The sequence below is a fragment of the Curtobacterium sp. MCJR17_055 genome (assembly GCF_003224335.1).
Lineage (GTDB): Bacteria > Actinomycetota > Actinomycetes > Actinomycetales > Microbacteriaceae > Curtobacterium.
The window spans coordinates 84,616-100,636 of sequence record NZ_QKLF01000002.1 but is presented as its reverse complement, the minus strand read 5'-3'; the positions used below and the strand labels follow the sequence as shown (position 1 = coordinate 100,636).

General features: G+C 73.6%; 12 protein-coding genes. 8 read left to right on the top strand and 4 right to left on the bottom strand.

Going from position 1 to position 16,021, the window contains the following annotated elements; all coding sequences use genetic code 11:
• Positions 1-17: 17 nt before the first annotated feature.
• From DEJ16_RS04495 to DEJ16_RS04485, 3 genes are read left to right on the top strand one after another with little or no spacing between them, the layout of a single operon-like run.
• Positions 18-1,562, top strand: coding sequence for a pyridoxal-dependent decarboxylase (locus tag DEJ16_RS04495; RefSeq protein WP_110824184.1), 1,545 nt, complete (start codon positions 18-20; stop codon positions 1,560-1,562).
• Positions 1,559-2,986 carry a lysine N(6)-hydroxylase/L-ornithine N(5)-oxygenase family protein gene (locus DEJ16_RS04490; protein ID WP_110824183.1) on the top strand — a complete coding sequence of 476 codons (1,428 nt, stop codon included), beginning with the start codon at positions 1,559-1,561 and terminating at the stop codon, positions 2,984-2,986. The genes DEJ16_RS04495 and DEJ16_RS04490 overlap by 4 nt, the downstream gene beginning before the upstream one ends.
• Complete coding sequence (locus DEJ16_RS04485; protein WP_110824182.1) at positions 2,983-5,337, top strand: GNAT family N-acetyltransferase; 2,355 nt, start codon at positions 2,983-2,985, stop codon at positions 5,335-5,337. The genes DEJ16_RS04490 and DEJ16_RS04485 overlap by 4 nt, the downstream gene beginning before the upstream one ends.
• A gap of 69 nt (positions 5,338-5,406) precedes the next feature.
• On the opposite strand, the gene DEJ16_RS04480 is transcribed toward DEJ16_RS04485, so the two are convergent.
• The 4 genes from DEJ16_RS04480 to DEJ16_RS04465 form a co-directional block, all read right to left on the bottom strand.
• Positions 5,407-6,042, bottom strand: a complete 636-nt coding sequence (locus DEJ16_RS04480; protein ID WP_110824181.1) for a pyridoxal 5'-phosphate synthase — start codon at positions 6,040-6,042, stop codon at positions 5,407-5,409.
• 64 nt (positions 6,043-6,106) lie between these two features.
• Positions 6,107-6,961 (bottom strand): oxygenase MpaB family protein, encoded by an 855-nt coding sequence (locus DEJ16_RS04475; RefSeq protein ID WP_181419457.1) that lies wholly within the window; start codon positions 6,959-6,961, stop codon positions 6,107-6,109.
• Position 6,962: 1 nt separating this feature from the next.
• Positions 6,963-7,268, bottom strand: coding sequence for a hypothetical protein (locus DEJ16_RS04470; RefSeq protein ID WP_110824179.1), 306 nt, complete (start codon positions 7,266-7,268; stop codon positions 6,963-6,965).
• A gap of 298 nt (positions 7,269-7,566) precedes the next feature.
• On the bottom strand, positions 7,567-9,198 hold the full coding sequence (locus DEJ16_RS04465; protein WP_110824178.1) for a RecQ family ATP-dependent DNA helicase: 1,632 nt from the start codon (positions 9,196-9,198) through the stop codon (positions 7,567-7,569).
• Positions 9,199-9,429: 231 nt separating this feature from the next.
• On the opposite strand from DEJ16_RS04465, the gene sucC reads away from it, so the two are divergent.
• The 5 genes from sucC to purH all read left to right on the top strand — a co-directional run bounded on the left by sucC (position 9,430) and on the right by purH (position 15,989).
• Complete coding sequence (gene sucC, locus DEJ16_RS04460) at positions 9,430-10,599, top strand: ADP-forming succinate--CoA ligase subunit beta (protein ID WP_110824177.1); 1,170 nt, start codon at positions 9,430-9,432, stop codon at positions 10,597-10,599.
• Between the two features lie 14 nt (positions 10,600-10,613).
• Positions 10,614-11,501 carry a succinate--CoA ligase subunit alpha gene (gene sucD / locus DEJ16_RS04455; RefSeq protein ID WP_110824176.1) on the top strand — a complete coding sequence of 296 codons (888 nt, stop codon included), beginning with the start codon at positions 10,614-10,616 and terminating at the stop codon, positions 11,499-11,501.
• Between the two features lie 88 nt (positions 11,502-11,589).
• Positions 11,590-13,683 carry a DUF6350 family protein gene (locus DEJ16_RS04450; RefSeq protein WP_110824175.1) on the top strand — a complete coding sequence of 698 codons (2,094 nt, stop codon included), beginning with the start codon at positions 11,590-11,592 and terminating at the stop codon, positions 13,681-13,683.
• Positions 13,684-13,767: 84 nt separating this feature from the next.
• Entirely contained in the window at positions 13,768-14,361 is a 594-nt protein-coding gene (gene purN, locus DEJ16_RS04445; RefSeq protein ID WP_110824174.1) for a phosphoribosylglycinamide formyltransferase, read from the top strand.
• A complete protein-coding gene (gene purH, locus DEJ16_RS04440) occupies positions 14,358-15,989 on the top strand; it encodes a bifunctional phosphoribosylaminoimidazolecarboxamide formyltransferase/IMP cyclohydrolase (RefSeq protein WP_110824173.1) in 1,632 nt (543 codons plus the stop codon). Before purN ends, purH begins: the two co-directional genes overlap by 4 nt.
• The last annotated feature ends 32 nt before the right edge of the window (positions 15,990-16,021 follow it).

Sequence of the window (16,021 nt, the reverse complement as noted above, 5' to 3'; positions counted from 1 at the left end):
GGTTAGCCTCACCTAACATGACCCCGCTCGACACGACTCCGCTCGACACGACTCCGCTCGACCTGATCAGTCCCGAGACGGCGCAGCGCTACCGGCAGGCCGTGGGCGCGACCATCGACCGACTCGCCGACCGCATCGCCGTCGCCGAGGTCCCGACGACCGACACCCCCGCGGTGGACCTCCACCAGCGCGTCGCCACGGTCGACCTCGACGGACCGGCACTCGGCACGGAGCGTGCGCTCGCCGAACTCGACGACCTGTTCGTTCGCGAGGCCGTCTGGTTCCACACGCCCGGGTACCTCGCGCACCTCAACTGCCCGGTCGCCCTGCCCGCGGTCGCCGCGGAGGCCGTGCTCGCCGCCGTCAACCCCTCGGTCGACACGTGGGACCAGTCGCGCATCGGGACCGACATCGAGCGGCACGTGGTGGACTGGCTGGCCCGGCGGATCGGCTTCCCGGCGGGTGACGGGATCTTCACGTCGGGCGGGTCGCAGTCCAACCTGCAGGCCCTCCTCCTGGCGCGGGAGGCCGCGACGGCCGCCCCCGCGACGGTCGCCGCCCCCGCCGCGTCCGCGACGGCTGCCTCCGTGATGGCCGCCCCCGCCCCCGCGCTCACCGACCTCGCCGTGTTCGCCACCGCGGAGACACACTTCAGCGTGCGCAAGTCCGCCCGCCTGCTCGGCCTGCCCGACGCCGCGGTCGTCGACGTCGAGACCGACACGTCCGGCCGGATGCTCCCGTCCGCACTGGCCCTCGCGATCGCCGACGCCCGCGGGGACGGTCGCACCCCGATGGCCGTCGTCGCCACGGCCGGCACCACCGACCGCGGGGTCATCGACCCGCTCGCGCCGATCGCGGACGTGTGCGACCTCGAGGGCGTGTGGCTGCACGTCGACGCCGCCTACGGGTGCGGCCTGCTCGTGTCCCCGACGCGACGGCACCTGCTCGACGGCATCGAGCGTGCCCGCAGCGTCACGACCGACCTGCACAAGTCCTTCTTCCAGCCGGTGTCGTCGAGCGTGCTCGTGGTGCGCGACCCGGCGGACCTGCGCCGGGCCTCCTGGCACGCGGACTACCTCAACCCGGAGGACGCGACCGAACCGAACCAGGTCGACAAGTCACTGCAGACCACCCGCCGGTTCGACGCGCTGAAGCTCTGGGCGACGCTCCGCGCCTCCGGAGCGGAGGCGATCGGGCGGGCCTTCGACGCCGTCGTCGACCTGGCCGCCGACACGCACACGCTCGTGCAGGCCGACCCGGACCTCGTCCTCGTGGCGCCGACGCAGCTGAGCACGGTCCTGTTCCGCTGGCAGCCGGCGGGGGTCACCGACGAGGAGTCGGACGCGATGGTGGCACCGCTCCGCGCGGCGCTCCTGGCCGAGGGACGGGTGCTCATCGCGAAGACCGTGGCCGACGGGCGGCCGTGCAACAAGCTGACCCTGCTCAACCCGGCGACGACGACGGAGCAGATGCGGGCCTCCCTCGACCACGTGGTGGCCACGGCGGAGCGCCTGCGCGCGGCGTCGACCCGGCCGACCGTGACCGGCGGAGCCGCACGATGACCGCCGTCGACGCGACCGCCACCGCCACGACCCGGATGCACGACGTCGTCGGCATCGGCATCGGCCCGTTCAACCTCGGGCTCGCCTGCCTGACCGACCCGATCGACGACCTCGACGCCGTGTTCCTCGACGCGCGTGACGGCTTCGCCTGGCACCACGGCATGATGCTCGACGACGCGACGATCCAGGTGCCGTTCCTCGCCGACCTCGTCACGATGGCGGACCCGACCTCGTCGTTCTCGTTCCTGGCCTGGCTCAAGGAGACCGGTCGGCTCTACCCCTTCTTCATCCGCGAGGACTTCCACCCCCTCCGCAGCGAGTACGACGCCTACTGCCGCTGGGCCGCCGACCGGCTCGACACCCTCCGCTGGGGACGCCGGGTGGTCGCGGTCGAGCACGACGCCGCGCAGGACCTGTTCACCGTGCACGCCGAGACGGCGGACGGTGCCGAGACGTACCGGGCCCGGCACGTCGTGGTCGGCGTCGGGACCGAGCCGTCGGTGCCCGCCGCGCTCCGCGACCTGGACGGCCCGGTGCTGCACTCCGCCGACTACCTGCCGAACCGGGACGCCCTCCGTGGCGCCGGGTCCGTCGCGGTGATCGGCAGCGGCCAGTCCGCCGCCGAGGTCTACCGCGACCTCCTCGAGGGCATCCGCGACGGCGGGTACCGCCTGGACTGGATCACCCGGTCGCCGCGGTTCTTCCCGATGGAGGACACGAAGCTCACCCTCGAGATGACGAGTCCGGAGTACACCGACCACTTCCACGCGCTGCCCGAGCACGTCCGGGACCGCCTCGGCCGCGAGCAACGCGGGCTGTACAAGGGCATCAGCGCGGACCTGGTCGGCGAGGTCTACGACGCGCTGTACCGGATCAGCGCCAGGGGTCCGGTCCCGACGACGCTGCGCACCGAGACGAGCGTCACCGCCGCCGACTGGGACGCCGACCGGGGCGTGTACCGGCTGACACTCCGGCACGAGCAGCTCGGCGAGACGTACGAGCACGAGGTCGAGCGCCTGGTCCTCGCCACCGGGTACGCGCCGCGGCCGCCGCGGTTCCTCGACCCGGTCGCGCACCTCGTGGCGCGCGACGCCCGGGGTCGGCTCGCCGTCGCCCGCGACCACCACGTGGACACCCTCGGCGGTCGGATCTGGGTGCAGAACGCCGAGGAGCACACGCACGGCCTGACCGCACCGGACCTCGGCATGGGGGCGTGGCGGAACGCGTCGATCATCCAGTCCGTCACGGGGCGCGAGGTCTACGGCCTGGAGGCCCGGATCGCCTTCCAGGAGTTCGGTCTGCCCGCCTCGGTCCGCGCCGAGCGCGCCGAGCGCGCCGAGCGCGGCGAGCGCGCCGAGCGCGGCGAGCGCGGCGAGCGCGCTGTGCGCGCTGTGCGCGCCGAGCACGCGGAGGTGCGCGCATGAGCGCGGTCCAGCACGACCGGACCGGTCTGGCGGAGGTGCTGCCGGGCCTCCTGTCCGTGGTGCCGGTGGACCCGGAGCGGGACGCGATCCGCGTGCAGTCGTGGCTCGCGGCTCCGCCGTCGTCGTGGTGGGGCATGCAGCACGCCGACGTCGACGGCGTGCGGACGTACCTGACCGCGGTGCAGGCCGACCCGGCGCAGGACGGCTGGCTCGTGCTGCGCGACGGGGTGCCGTGCGCGTACGCCGAGACCTACGACCCGGCGACGGTCCTGCTCGTCGACGTCTGGGACGCACGTCCCGGTGACGTCGGCATGCACCTGCTCGTCGCCCCGCCTCCCGTGGCAGGCCGGGTGCACGGACTCACCAGTGCCGTGATGCGCGCCGTGGTCGAGCACTGCCGGGACGCCCTCGGTGCCCGGCGCGTGGTCGTCGAGCCGGACGTGCGGAACACCGCGGTGCAGGCGAAGAACGCCGAGGTCGGGTTCCGGGCGCTCCGCGAGGTCGACCTGGACGGCAAGCGCGCGCTGCTCTCGGTGCTCGACACCGCATCGATCGGCGTGCCCGACGACGACGGTCCGGCCGCGCACCTCCGGCCCGAGCACCTGGCGGTCGCGCAACGACACCTGGTGGCGAAGGCCGTGGCTGAGTTCACGCACGAGCGACTCGTCACACCGCGACCGGACGGCGACGGGTGGCTGCTCGACACCGGCGGCTCGCGCTACCGCTTCCGGGCACGGCAGCACCAGCTCGAGCACTGGTCCGTCGACGAGCACACCCTGACGCGGGAGTCCTCCTCGGCCGACCCCGTGCCGCTGCCGCTCGACGCGCAGGACCTCGTGCTGGAACTGCGCGACGTGCTCGGGATCCCGGACGCCCTGCTCGGCACGTACCTCGAGGAGGTCGCCTCGACGCTCGCGAGCGCGGCCGCCAAGCACCGCCGCGGAGGTCCGTCGGCCCGACAGCTCGCCCGCGGCCGACGGGACGGGGACGTCGTCGCCTCGTTCCAGGACGTCGAGGCGGCGATGACCGAGGGGCACCCGGCGTTCGTCGCCGCGAACGGGCGGATCGGGTTCGGCCTCGACGAGTACCGGGCGTACGCACCGGAGTCCGGCGGCCGCTTCCGCATCCGGTGGCTCGCCGCCCGTCGGGCGCACACCTCCCTGGCGCTCGCCGCGGACCGGACCGAGGCGGAGCACTGGGCCGCGGAACTCGGGGCCGACACGGTCGCCGAGCACCGCCGGACGCTCACCCGCCGCGGCCTGGACCCCGACGACTACGTCTGGCTGCCGGTGCACCCCTGGCAGTGGCAGCACCGCATCGCCGTGACGTTCGCGCCCGACCTCGGCCGGCAGGACCTCGTCGACCTCGGGGAGGGTCCGGACCTGTTCCAGCCGCAGCAGTCCATCCGCACCGCCTTCGACCGCAGCCACCCCGAGCGCTCGTACGTGAAGACGGCGCTCGCGGTGCAGAACATGGGGTTCCTGCGGGGCATGTCCCCGGCGTACATGCGCTCGACCCCAGCGGTGAACGACTGGGTCGCGTCGCTCGTGGCGGCCGACACCACCCTGCGGGACGCCGGGTTCCGGGTGCTGCGCGAACACGCGGCGATCGGGTACACCGGCGACGCGTACCACCGGGTGGACGTCGCCTCGCCGCAGCGGAAGATGCTCGCGGCGCTCTGGCGGGAGAGCCCGGTGCCCCGGACGGCTCCCGGGGAGCAGCTCATGACGATGGCGGCACTGCTGCACCGGGACGCCGACGGGCGTGCGGTCGCCGCCGAGCTCGTGCGTGCCTCCGGGCTGGACGCGGCGACGTGGGTGCGGCGCTTCCTCGACGCGTACCTGCGGCCGGTCGTGCACTGCCTGACCGTGCACGACCTGGCGTTCATGCCGCACGGCGAGAACCTGGTGCTCGTCCTGCGCGACGGGGCCGTGACCGGCGCGTTCATGAAGGACATCGGCGAGGAGGTCGTGGTCCTCGGGGAGCACGACGACCGTCCGGTGCCCGAGGACATCCGCCGCATCGTGCACCCGGTCGACGACGACGAGGCGGCGCTCGCCGTGTTCACCGACGTGTTCGACGGGGTGCTGCGCTTCCTGGCAGCGGTGCTCGACGACGACGGGGTCCTGCCCGGGGACGCCTTCTGGCGGCTCGTCGGCGGGTGCGTCGACCGGCACGCGGCGGAGCACCCGGACCGTCGGCGTCCGCTCGACCTGCGGGTGCCGACGTTCGAGCACTCCTGCCTGAACCGGCTGCAGCTGCGCAACACGCTCGCGATGGTCGACCTGGCGGACCAGTCGTCCTCACTCATCCGCGCGGGGGCGATGCCGAACCCCATCGGGCGGGGCTGATCCGCCCCGTCGCCGCACGCTCGCGACCCATCGGCGGTTGCCGGGGCGGGGCGCCCCTGGCGCGCGGCGCTACGGCTGGAGGCGGGTCGCCGACCAGGCGCCGTGGGCGTGCGCGTACTGCAGGCGGCGGTGCATCCGGTCGCGGCTGCCGTGCCAGAACTCGACGAGGTCCGGCTCGAGCCGCCACGCCACCCACCCCGCCGGGCGCGGCACGTCGTCGTCGGACTCGTCGAGGAGCACGTTCGCGTCGTCGATGAGGTCCTGCAGCGTCCGGGGCTCGAGCACCGCGGACTGGTCGGCGACGGCCGTGGCGGCGCGCGACTTCGGCGACCGGTCGGCGAAGAGCCCGTCGGACTCCGCGTCGGAGAGCTGCACGGCGCGGCCCTCGAAGCGGAGCTGCTGCATCGTCTCGCGCCAGTACACCTGCAGGGCCGCGTGCGGGTTCTCCGCGAGCTGCCGTCCCTTCGGGCTGAGCGTCGAGGTGCCGAACACCAGGCCGCGGTCGTCGATCCGCTTGACGTCGACCGTCCGGGCACCGACGCGGCCGTCCGCACCGGCGGTGGCCAGCGTCATCGAGAGCGGCTCGGACACCTCGTGCTCGCCGGCCTGGTCGAGCCAGGTGCGGGCGAGGTCGAGCGGGTCCGCGGGCGGCGCGTCGAACTCGGGCAGGAGCAGGGAGTCGTCACCGGACAGGGAGGAGGACATGGCCCCACTCAACCGTGGTCGGCGCGGGGACGTCCAGGCTCGCGGGGGACGGACACCCGATCACTCAGTGGTGCGCGTGCCGGGCCGCGGTGCGGTGCATCCCGCGCAGCAGGAGGACCCGCGGCAGGCGCAGCAGGGGTCCGGGCACGACGGCGCGGGCCGCCCGGATGCCGGCGAGGGTGCGTCGCCAGCGTCGTTCCTCGCGGGGTCCCCACGCGAAGCCGTAGTCGTCGCGCACGGCGTCCGGCAGCATGCCGACGGTGACGATCCGCACGAGGGGCATCGCGGAACGGACCCAGAGCGGTGCCGCCCGGGGGTGCAGGAGGTCCCGGACGACACTGCGGGCGTCGTCCGTCACCCGGAGGGTCCCGAGCGTGTCGGCCCAGTACGCCTCGAACGCGGCGACCGACGTCGGCCAGCGGTCCGCTGGCACCCGGAGCGCGGTGGCGATCGGCGCGTAGGCCCGGAGGACCGCCTCCGCCCGCTCGGCGTCGACCGGGGTGCCGAGCAACCGGTGCGTCCGGATCGCGGAGTCGTACAGCGTCGCGGCCACCCACAGCTGTCGGTCGACCTCGTTCGCTCCCGCGACCGGCCGGTGCGCGTGCTCGACGAACGACCGCGCCACGGCGGCGTCCCGCGCGGTGCCGGTCACCACCGCGTACACGTACATGAGGGTGTGGGCCAGCCGCTGCTGCGGTCGCTCCGCGAAGTCGGAGTGCCGACGGACGCCCGCGGCGACGACCGGGTCGGCGATCTGCAGCAGGATCGCGCGGCCGCCCGCGATGACCGGCGTGCTGTCGGCGATGAAGCGGCGGAGCGCGCGGTCCCGGTGCCCGGGCCGGTCGCGGTCGTGGCCAGGGGACGGACGGGAGCGGCCGCGCACGTCGTGCGCCGGGCCTCCCGTCCGTCGACCGGTCACGTCAGAGGGGCTTCGTGCCCAGGTCGCCGCCGAGGTCCGGACGGTCGTCGCCGTGCTCCCAGAGGTCCGGCGATCCCTCGCGCGGCGCCCCACCGGTCGGGCCGTCGTCGGTGCCGTCGCCGAGCTGCGGCTCGACCGTCTCGCCGGCGACCGCGTCGTTCGTCACGGTCTCGAGCGCCTCCTCGGCGTCGTCGGTCTCGTACGCGCCGACGTACTCGCGGTCCACGTCGTCGGCGCGGCCCTCGTCGTCGGAGTCGCTGACGCCGTCGCTGAACTCGTCGCCTGGGGTGATGCCGGGGTCGGACATGTGTCGCTCCTGTCGATCGTGTTGCGTGCTCGTGCGGTGGCCGTCGTGCGCCGACGCGGCCCCACCGGTCCTTGCTACCCGGGTGCCGGTGGGAACGTCCGTGGTGCCCGGGGGACGGCCGGTCGCACCCAGGCGGACAGCGGCCGCGCGGGTCGGCTTCGCCTGCCGTTCACCTGCGGGCCACCACGAGGTCACCCCCGCGGTGTCTACTGCGTGTGCTCGGGGGAGTGGAGCGCGGTCGCCGACGGGTGGTCGAGCGACCGCGCCTTCCCCCGCCGCACCGTCCGCCGCACGTGCCTCAGACGCGCTCGAGCAGGTGCCGCTCGGTCACGTCGGCGAGGGCCAGCGTCCGGTACCCGGCGGACTCGAAGAACACCGTCAACCGGTCGTCCTCGGTGCTCATGACCGTGCCCCGGCCCCACTCGGCGTGCTCGACCGGCGCGTCCGGCGGCCACTCGGCGTCGTGCGACCCGTCCGCCCCGTGCGCATCCGTGTCGGTCGCGGTGCCCGCCGAGCACGTGTCGCAGTTGCCGCACGGCTCGGGGAGCTCGTCACCGAAGTACCCGAGCAGGAACTGCCGACGGCAGCCGGTCGTCTCGGCGAAACGGCGCATCATCTCGATGCGCGACTCCTCCACCCGCTCCCGCTCCTTCGCGTGCGCCTTGGCGAGCTCGACCGCGGCGTCCGCGTCGGCGGGGCCGTCCGGGACACGGCGGAGTCCGTCGGCGGCGTCGGACAGCGCGCCGGCGTCCACCAAGGCGTTGGCGACGCGGGAAGCGGTGCGGGCGGCGAGTCCGGAACGCTCGGCGACCTCGGACCGGGGCAGGACCCCGTCCTCGGGAACCGCGTCGAAGACCGCCCGGAGCGACGCGGGCCGGGGCGATCCGGAGGCGAAGAACCGGCGGAGCCCGAGGTCCTCGGAGCGGTAGTGCAGTGTCGTGAGGCCGACGTCGCCGTCCCGTCCGGCCCGGCCGACCTCCTGGTAGTAGGCGTCGACGGACTCGGGGACGTCGGCGTGCACGACGAAGCGCACGTCCGGCTTGTCGATGCCCATGCCGAAGGCGCTGGTCGCGACGACGACGTCGAGGGCGCCGTCGAGGAACTCGTGGTGCACGTGTTCACGGTCCCGCACGCGCAGGCCCGCGTGGTACGCCTTGGCGCGGCGACCGCTCTCGACGAGTTCGTCCGCGTAGAGCATGGTCTCGGCACGGGTGGCGACGTACACGATCCCCGCGCCCTCGAGCCCGACCACCTGGGCGACGACCGCGTCACGCTTCTCGTCGGCGTCACTGTGCCGCTGGACCTCGAAGCGCAGGTTCGGGCGGTCGAAGCCCGTCGCGACGACGAGCGGGTCGCGCATCCCGAGCCGCTCGACGATCTCGTTGCGCACGGGCGTCGAACCGGTTGCCGTCATCGCGAGCACCGGAGGACGTCCGAGCCGCTCGATGACCTCGCCGAGCACCAGGTAGTCCGGGCGGAAGTCATGGCCCCAGCTCGAGACGCAGTGCGCCTCGTCGACCGTGACCAGCGCGACCCCGGCCTCCCGCAGCCGGTCGACGACCTCGTCCTTGGCGAGCTGCTCCGGGGCGAGGAAGACGTAGCGGGCCGCCCCGGACGCGACGGCGTCCCACGCGTCCTCGAGCTCGCGGTGCGCCCGGGTCGCGTTGATCGTCACCGCGCGGGGTGCGTCCGGGTGGTCCTCGATCCCCACGACCTGGTCCTCCTGCAGGGCCACGAGGGGCGAGACCACGACGACGGGGCCGTCCAGTGCGAGGGCGGCGACCTGGTAGATCGCGGACTTGCCGGAACCGGTCGGCATGAGGGCGAGGGCGTCACGGCCCTCGAGGACGGCGTCGACCACGGTCTCCTGCGCGTCGCGGAGTTCCCAACCGAAGACCTCGGCGGTACGGGTACGGAGTTCGTTCTGCACCCGATCGACGGTGCACGATCCGGCCTGGTCGGTCGCCCGGAGACGGCGTACCCCGGACGACAGAGGTCGGCGGCCGGCGCGGGCAGCGCGTTCTCCACCGGGGCACCGCGCGTCCACCTGCCAGCGCTAGGCTCGGTCGCGGCCGTTGTCTCGACATCGAGCGACCCTCGATGTGGAGGCGCGACCGGACACCGATGCCGATCGCACGAACCGTGCGGGAAGAAGAACAGCGTGGATCTTTTCGAGTACCAGGCCAGGGACCTCTTCGAGTCCTACGGCGTCCCCGTCCTCCAGGGGATCATCGCCGACACCCCCGAGCAGGCGAAGGCGGCTGCCGAGCAGATCGGCGGCGTCGTGGTCGTCAAGGCGCAGGTGAAGGTCGGTGGCCGTGGCAAGGCCGGCGGCGTCAAGGTCGCGAAGACCCCGGACGAGGCGTTCGAGCACGCGCAGGCGATCCTCGGCCTCGACATCAAGGGCCACACCGTGCAGCGCGTCATGGTCGCGCAGGGTGCCGACATCGCCGAGGAGTTCTACTTCTCGGTGCTGCTCGACCGGGCGAACCGCTCCTACCTGTCGCTCACCAGCGTCGAGGGCGGCATGGAGATCGAGCAGCTCGCGGTCGAGAAGCCCGAGGCGCTCGCGCGCGTCGAGGTGAACCCGCTCACCGGCATCAACAAGGAGGCCGCGCTCGACATCGCGCGCCAGGCGAACTTCCCATCCGAGCTCCAGGACCAGGTCGCGGACGTCTTCGTGAAGCTCTACGACGTGTTCGCCGGCGAGGACGCCACCCTCGTCGAGGTGAACCCGCTGGTCCGCACCGGCGACGGGCAGATCCTCGCCCTCGACGGCAAGGTCTCCCTCGACGAGAACGCCGACTTCCGCCACGAGGGGCACGCGCAGCTCGAGGACACCGCGAGCGAGGACCCGCTCGAGGCCAAGGCGAAGCAGCACGGCCTCAACTACGTGAAGCTCGACGGCCAGGTCGGCGTCATCGGCAACGGCGCCGGGCTCGTCATGTCGACGCTCGACGTCGTCGCCTACGCCGGTGAGCGCCACGGTGGTGTGAAGCCCGCCAACTTCCTCGACATCGGCGGCGGTGCCTCGGCCGAGGTGATGGCCAACGGCCTCGACGTCATCCTCGGCGACCCGCAGGTGAAGAGCGTCTTCGTGAACGTCTTCGGCGGCATCACCGCCTGCGACGCCGTCGCGAACGGCATCGTCGCCGCGCTCGGCATGCTCGGGGATGCGGCCACCAAGCCGCTCGTCGTCCGCCTGGACGGCAACAACGTGGACGAGGGCCGACGGATCCTGGCGGAGGCAGCGCACCCGCTCGTCACCGTCGCCGCGACCATGGACGATGCGGCCGAGAAGGCCGCCGAGCTCGCCGCGGCCGCGGCGTAAGGAGCACCAGAGCAATGTCGATCTTCCTCAACAAGGACTCCAAGGTCATCGTCCAGGGCATCACGGGCGGTGAGGGCACGAAGCACACCGCCCTCATGCTCAAGGCCGGCACGCAGGTCGTCGGCGGTGTCAACGCCCGCAAGGCCGGCACGACCGTCACGCACGGCGACGTCGAGCTCCCCGTCTTCGGCTCGGTGCGCGAGGCCATCGACACCACCGGTGCCGACGTCTCGATCGTCTTCGTCCCGCCGGCGTTCGCGAAGGACGCCGTGATGGAGGCCGTCGACGCCGAGATCCCCCTCGTCGTCGTCATCACCGAGGGCATCCCGGTGCAGGACGCCGCGGTGTTCTGGGCGCACGCGAAGGCGCTCGGTGGGAAGACCCGGATCATCGGGCCGAACTGCCCCGGCATCATCACCCCGGGGGAGTCGCTCGTCGGCATCACCCCGGCGACGATCACCGGCAAGGGCCCGATCGGCCTCGTCTCGAAGTCCGGCACCCTGACCTACCAGATGATGTACGAGCTGCGCGACCTGGGCTTCTCGACCGCCATCGGCATCGGCGGCGACCCGGTCATCGGGACGACGCACATCGACGCGCTCGCCGCGTTCGAGGCCGACCCGGAGACCGAGGCCATCGTGATGATCGGTGAGATCGGCGGCGACGCCGAGGAGCGCGCCGCCGACTACATCAAGGCCAACGTCACGAAGCCGGTCGTCGGGTACGTCGCGGGCTTCACGGCCCCCGAGGGCAAGACGATGGGCCACGCCGGCGCGATCGTGTCCGGTTCCGCCGGCACCGCCGAGGCGAAGAAGCAGGCGCTCGAGGCGGCCGGCGTCAAGGTCGGCAAGACGCCGTCCGAGACGGCCGCGCTGCTGCGCGAGGTCATCGCCGCGCGCTGACGCGTGCTCCTGTCGGACGGGAGGCTCGGTGCGGGACCCGCGCCGAGCCTCCCGTCCTGCGCGGGGTCGGGCACGTATCCTCGCTGCGATGAACCGCCTCGGAACCGCCCTCCTCGCCGTGATCGAAGCGATCGTGACGGTCGGCGTCGGCGTGGGCGTCGCCCTCGTGCCGCTCACCCTGCTGTGGGCGTTCGAGTACGGACTCCAGGTCGACTGGAGCGTCTTCTGGACCGCGGCGGGCAACGTCTGGCTCGTCGGTCACGGCGTGGACGTCACGTTCACGCTCGGCTCCGCGGCGGCGGAGGCCACCGGTCTCCCCGGGGCGTCCGCACCGATCGTCGTCACCCTCGCGGCCCTCGGGTTCGCCGTCGTCACGGCGTGGCTCGGCGGCCGGGCCGGACGCCGGTTCGCCGAGACGGAGCACCGCGTCACCGGGGTCCTGGTCGGCACCGCGGCGGTCGCCGCCCTCGGCCTGCTGGTCGCCCTCACCGCGACCACGAGCGCCACCCACCCGGTGATCTGGCAGGCCGTCGTGCTGCCCGCGCTCTGGTTCGGCGTCCCGGCCGTCGTCACGGCCGAGGTCTGCCGGCGGCGGCGTGGCCAGGCGGCCGATCCGCTGACCCTCCGGGTGGTGGACCTGGTCGGCCGCATCCCGGCGCTCTGGCGCGGCGTCGTCGGCTTCGGTCTGCGCGCCGGCACCGTCGCGACCGCGTGCGTCGTGGCGGTCGCCGGCATCCTGGTCGGGTTCGCGCTCCTCGGCTCCTTCGCCGAGGTCATCACGCTCTACGAACGGTCGCACGCCGGTGTCGTCGGCGGCATCGCCATGACCGTCGGCCAGCTCGCGTTCGTCCCGGACCTGGTCGGGTGGGCCACGGCGTGGCTCGTCGGCCCGGGCTTCGCGATCGGCGCCGGATCGTCGGTGTCGCCCCTCGGGACCGTGCTCGGCCCGCTCCCGGCCGTGCCGCTGCTCGGGGCGCTGCCGACGTCGGGACACACGTTCGGCCTGGTCTGGATCCTGGTGCCCGTCGTGGCGGGCTTCGTCACCGGTGGACTGCTGCGTCCGCGGCTCGTCCGTGCGCTCGGGTCCGCCGACTCGGCCCTGTACCGGGCGCTCGGCGGAGTCGTGACCGGGCTGGTCGCCGGTGTCCTGACCGGTGTCGTCACCGGGCTCACCGCGGGGTCGGCGGGGCCGGGGCGCCTGGCCGTCGTCGGCCCGGACGCCCTGGTGGTCGGTGCCGTCGCCGCACTCGAAGTCGGTGTCCCCGCGATCATCGCGCTCGCGATCGGCAGTGACCTGGTGCGCCTGCCGGAGCGCTCCTGGATCGGTGAGCGCTGGCACGAGGTCGAGGACGACGTCGCCACCGCGGACGCGAGCGCCGACCACGGGTCGCTCATCGCTGCCCTCGACCACGCGGGCGCCGGCCGGACCACCGACGTGCACCGGTTCTCGGTGGACGAGGTGCACGACCCGGTGACGCACGCCAGCACGGACTCCGGTGCGGTTCCCCGAGCGACCGCCGACCTCGACCGTGGCGGCGAGACGCTGACGTCCGACCGTGTGGCGGGCGACGACCAGCCCGGACGCGGCGACGACCGGCCCGGACGCGGTGCGGACGGGGCGGAGCACGGCGGGGCCGACACGGGCCTCCCGGCTGCGCCGGACGCGGCGCCGTCCCAGACCGAGGCCGCGCACGCCGAGGCCACCGACGTCGACCTGCCGGACTGGGCGCGGACGGACGCTGTCGCATCCGAGCGTCTGGACGACCACGCGGGCGCTGCCGCCGGGCCGCGCACGCGAGCCGGCGGCGCCGTCGACAGCGTCCGGGCACGCCTCCGTGCCGCTGCCACCGGTGCCCGCGACCGGGCCGGGGACCTGCGCGAGCGGGCCGGCGACCTGCGAGACCGCGCGGACGCCTTGCGGCACCGCCCCGGCGGTGCCGTCCCACCCACGACCGACGCCGCACCTGCACCGTCGGGCTCCGCGGGCCCCGTCCCGCCGCGGACCGACGAGCAGCCGGCCTTCCCCTGGAGCACGGAGGAGTTCGTGGCCGGGCGGGACGACGTGGACCCGGAGCCGCCCGCGCGACCGGCGCCCCGTGCGGCGACCTGGGACACGACGGACCAGATCCCCGAGGACGAGCTGCCGTGGTGGCGGAGGCCGAAGGGCGACACCGACGCCTGAGCTACCGGCTCACCTTCTTCTGGGCACGCTGCGCGGGACCGAGGTCGACCGCCGCGACGATCGATCGAGGCTAGGGTTGTTCCCGTGCTCGAACTGGTCGTCCTGATCTCCGGTACCGGGTCGAACCTCCGGGCCCTGCTCGAGGCGACCCGCGATGCCGAGTACCCCGCCCGCGTCGTCGCGATCGGGGCGGACCGTGACGCCGAGGGCCTCCAGCTCGGCGAGGAGTACTCGATCCCGACCTTCACGGTGCCGTTCACGCGCTACGCGACCCGCGCCAAGTGGGGCGAGGCGCTCGCCGAGCAGATCCGTCCGTGGACGCCCGACCTGCTGGTGCTGTCCGGGCTCATGCGCCTGCTGCCGCCCGCGGTCGTGGCGGAGTTCGGACCGTCGGTCATCAACACGCACCCGGCGTACCTGCCCGAGTTCCCGGGTGCGCGCGGCGTCCGTGACGCCCTGGCTGCCGGCGTGACCGAGACCGGCGCGAGCGTCATCGCCGTGGACGACGGCGTCGACAGCGGACCGATCCTGGCGCAGGAGCGCGTCCCGGTCCTGCCGCACGACACCGAGTCGACCCTGCACGACCGCATCAAGCCCGTCGAACGCCGGCTGCTCATCCAGACCGTCCTCGACATCGCCAACGGACACATCGACCTGAAGGGCACCACCCCCGCATGAGCGTGCACGCCGCCGACCCCAGCCTGTACCGCGACCGGGACGTCGTGCCCGTGCGTCGTGCCCTCATCTCGGTGAGCGACAAGTCCGGGCTGCTCGAGCTCGCCGGCGCCCTCGCCGACGCGGGTGTCGAGCTCGTGTCCACGGGCTCCACCGCGCAGACCATCCGTGACGCCGGGTACGCCGTCACCGACGTCGCGAGCGTCACGGGCTTCCCGGAGTCGCTCGACGGCCGCGTGAAGACCCTGCACCCCGCCGTGCACGCGGGGCTGCTCGCCGACCTCCGGCTCGAGTCGCACGAGCAGCAGCTCACCGACCTCGGCATCGCGCCGTTCGAGCTCGTCGTCGTGAACCTGTACCCGTTCGTCGAGACGGTCGCCTCGGGCGCCGACACCGCGACCGTGGTCGAGAACGTCGACATCGGCGGCCCGGCCATGGTCCGCGCGTCCGCGAAGAACCACCCGAACGTCGCGATCGTCGTCTCGCCCGCCTCCTACGCCGAGGTCGTCGAGGCCGTCCGTGCGGGCGGCACCGACCTCGCCCTCCGCAAGCGCCTCGCCGCGCAGGCCTTCGGCCACACCGCGGCGTACGACACCGCCGTCGCCGCGTACTTCGCGTCCGACGTCGTCGCCGAACCGGTCGCGTCCGGCGCCGACGACCGGGAGGCCCCCAGCGCCTTCCCGGAGCAGCTCACGCTGACCGCGGACCGCACCGCGACGCTCCGCTACGGCGAGAACGCCCACCAGTCCGCGGCGCTGTACACGAGCGCCGACGGCACCGGGATCGCGCAGGCGACCCAGTTGCACGGCAAGGAGATGTCGTACAACAACTACGTCGACGCGGACGCAGCGGTCCGTGCCGCGTACGACTTCGCGGAGCCGGCCGTCGCGATCATCAAGCACGCCAACCCGTGCGGCATCGCGGTCGCCGCCCCCGACGCATCCGACCCGATCGCCTCCGCGCACGCCGCCGCGCACGCCTGCGACCCGCTGTCGGCGTTCGGCGGGGTCATCGCGGCGAACCGTCCGGTCACGCTGGGCATGGCCGAGACGATCGCCGACATCTTCACCGAGGTCGTCGTGGCTCCCGCGTTCGACCCCGAGGCACTCGAGGTCCTGTCCCGCAAGAAGAACATCCGCCTGCTCACGCTGCCGGGGGACTTCGCGCTCGCCGAGCGTGAGGTCAAGCAGATCTCGGGCGGCTTCCTCGTGCAGGACGCCGACCGCTTCACCGGGTTCGACCAGTCCGCGTGGACCCTGGTCTCCGGCGAGCCGGCCGACGAGCAGACCCTCGCCGACCTGGCCTTCGCGTGGAAGGCCAGCCGTGCGGTGAAGTCGAACGCGATCCTGCTCGCGAACCAGGGCGCGAGCGTCGGGGTCGGCATGGGGCAGGTGAACCGCGTCGACTCGTGCCACCTCGCCGTGAACCGCGCCGGGGACCGCGCTGCCGGTTCGGTCGCCGCGTCGGACGCGTTCTTCCCGTTCGCCGACGGCTTGCAGGTCCTGCTCGACGCCGGGGTGCGTGCGGTCGCCCAGCCGGGCGGCAGCGTCCGGGACGACGAGGTCATCGCGGCCGCGACGGCAGCCGGCGTCACGATGTACTTCACGGGCGAGCGGCACTTCTTCCACTGAGTACCGATCCAGCGGCCGCGGCGGCGGGGCGG

Bases quoted from the DNA above. Each gene is read 5' to 3' on its own strand.
- DEJ16_RS04490 (WP_110824183.1), top strand. From the start codon at position 1,559: ATGACCGCCGTCGACGCGACCGCCACCGCCACGACCCGGATGCACGAC.
- DEJ16_RS04480 (WP_110824181.1), bottom strand. From the start codon at position 6,042: ATGTCCTCCTCCCTGTCCGGTGACGACTCCCTGCTCCTGCCCGAGTTC.
- DEJ16_RS04495 (WP_110824184.1), top strand. From the start codon at position 18: ATGACCCCGCTCGACACGACTCCGCTCGACACGACTCCGCTCGACCTG.
- DEJ16_RS04450 (WP_110824175.1), top strand. From the start codon at position 11,590: ATGAACCGCCTCGGAACCGCCCTCCTCGCCGTGATCGAAGCGATCGTG.
- sucD (WP_110824176.1), top strand. From the start codon at position 10,614: ATGTCGATCTTCCTCAACAAGGACTCCAAGGTCATCGTCCAGGGCATC.
- DEJ16_RS04485 (WP_110824182.1), top strand. From the start codon at position 2,983: ATGAGCGCGGTCCAGCACGACCGGACCGGTCTGGCGGAGGTGCTGCCG.
- DEJ16_RS04470 (WP_110824179.1), bottom strand. From the start codon at position 7,268: ATGTCCGACCCCGGCATCACCCCAGGCGACGAGTTCAGCGACGGCGTC.
- purH (WP_110824173.1), top strand. From the start codon at position 14,358: ATGAGCGTGCACGCCGCCGACCCCAGCCTGTACCGCGACCGGGACGTC.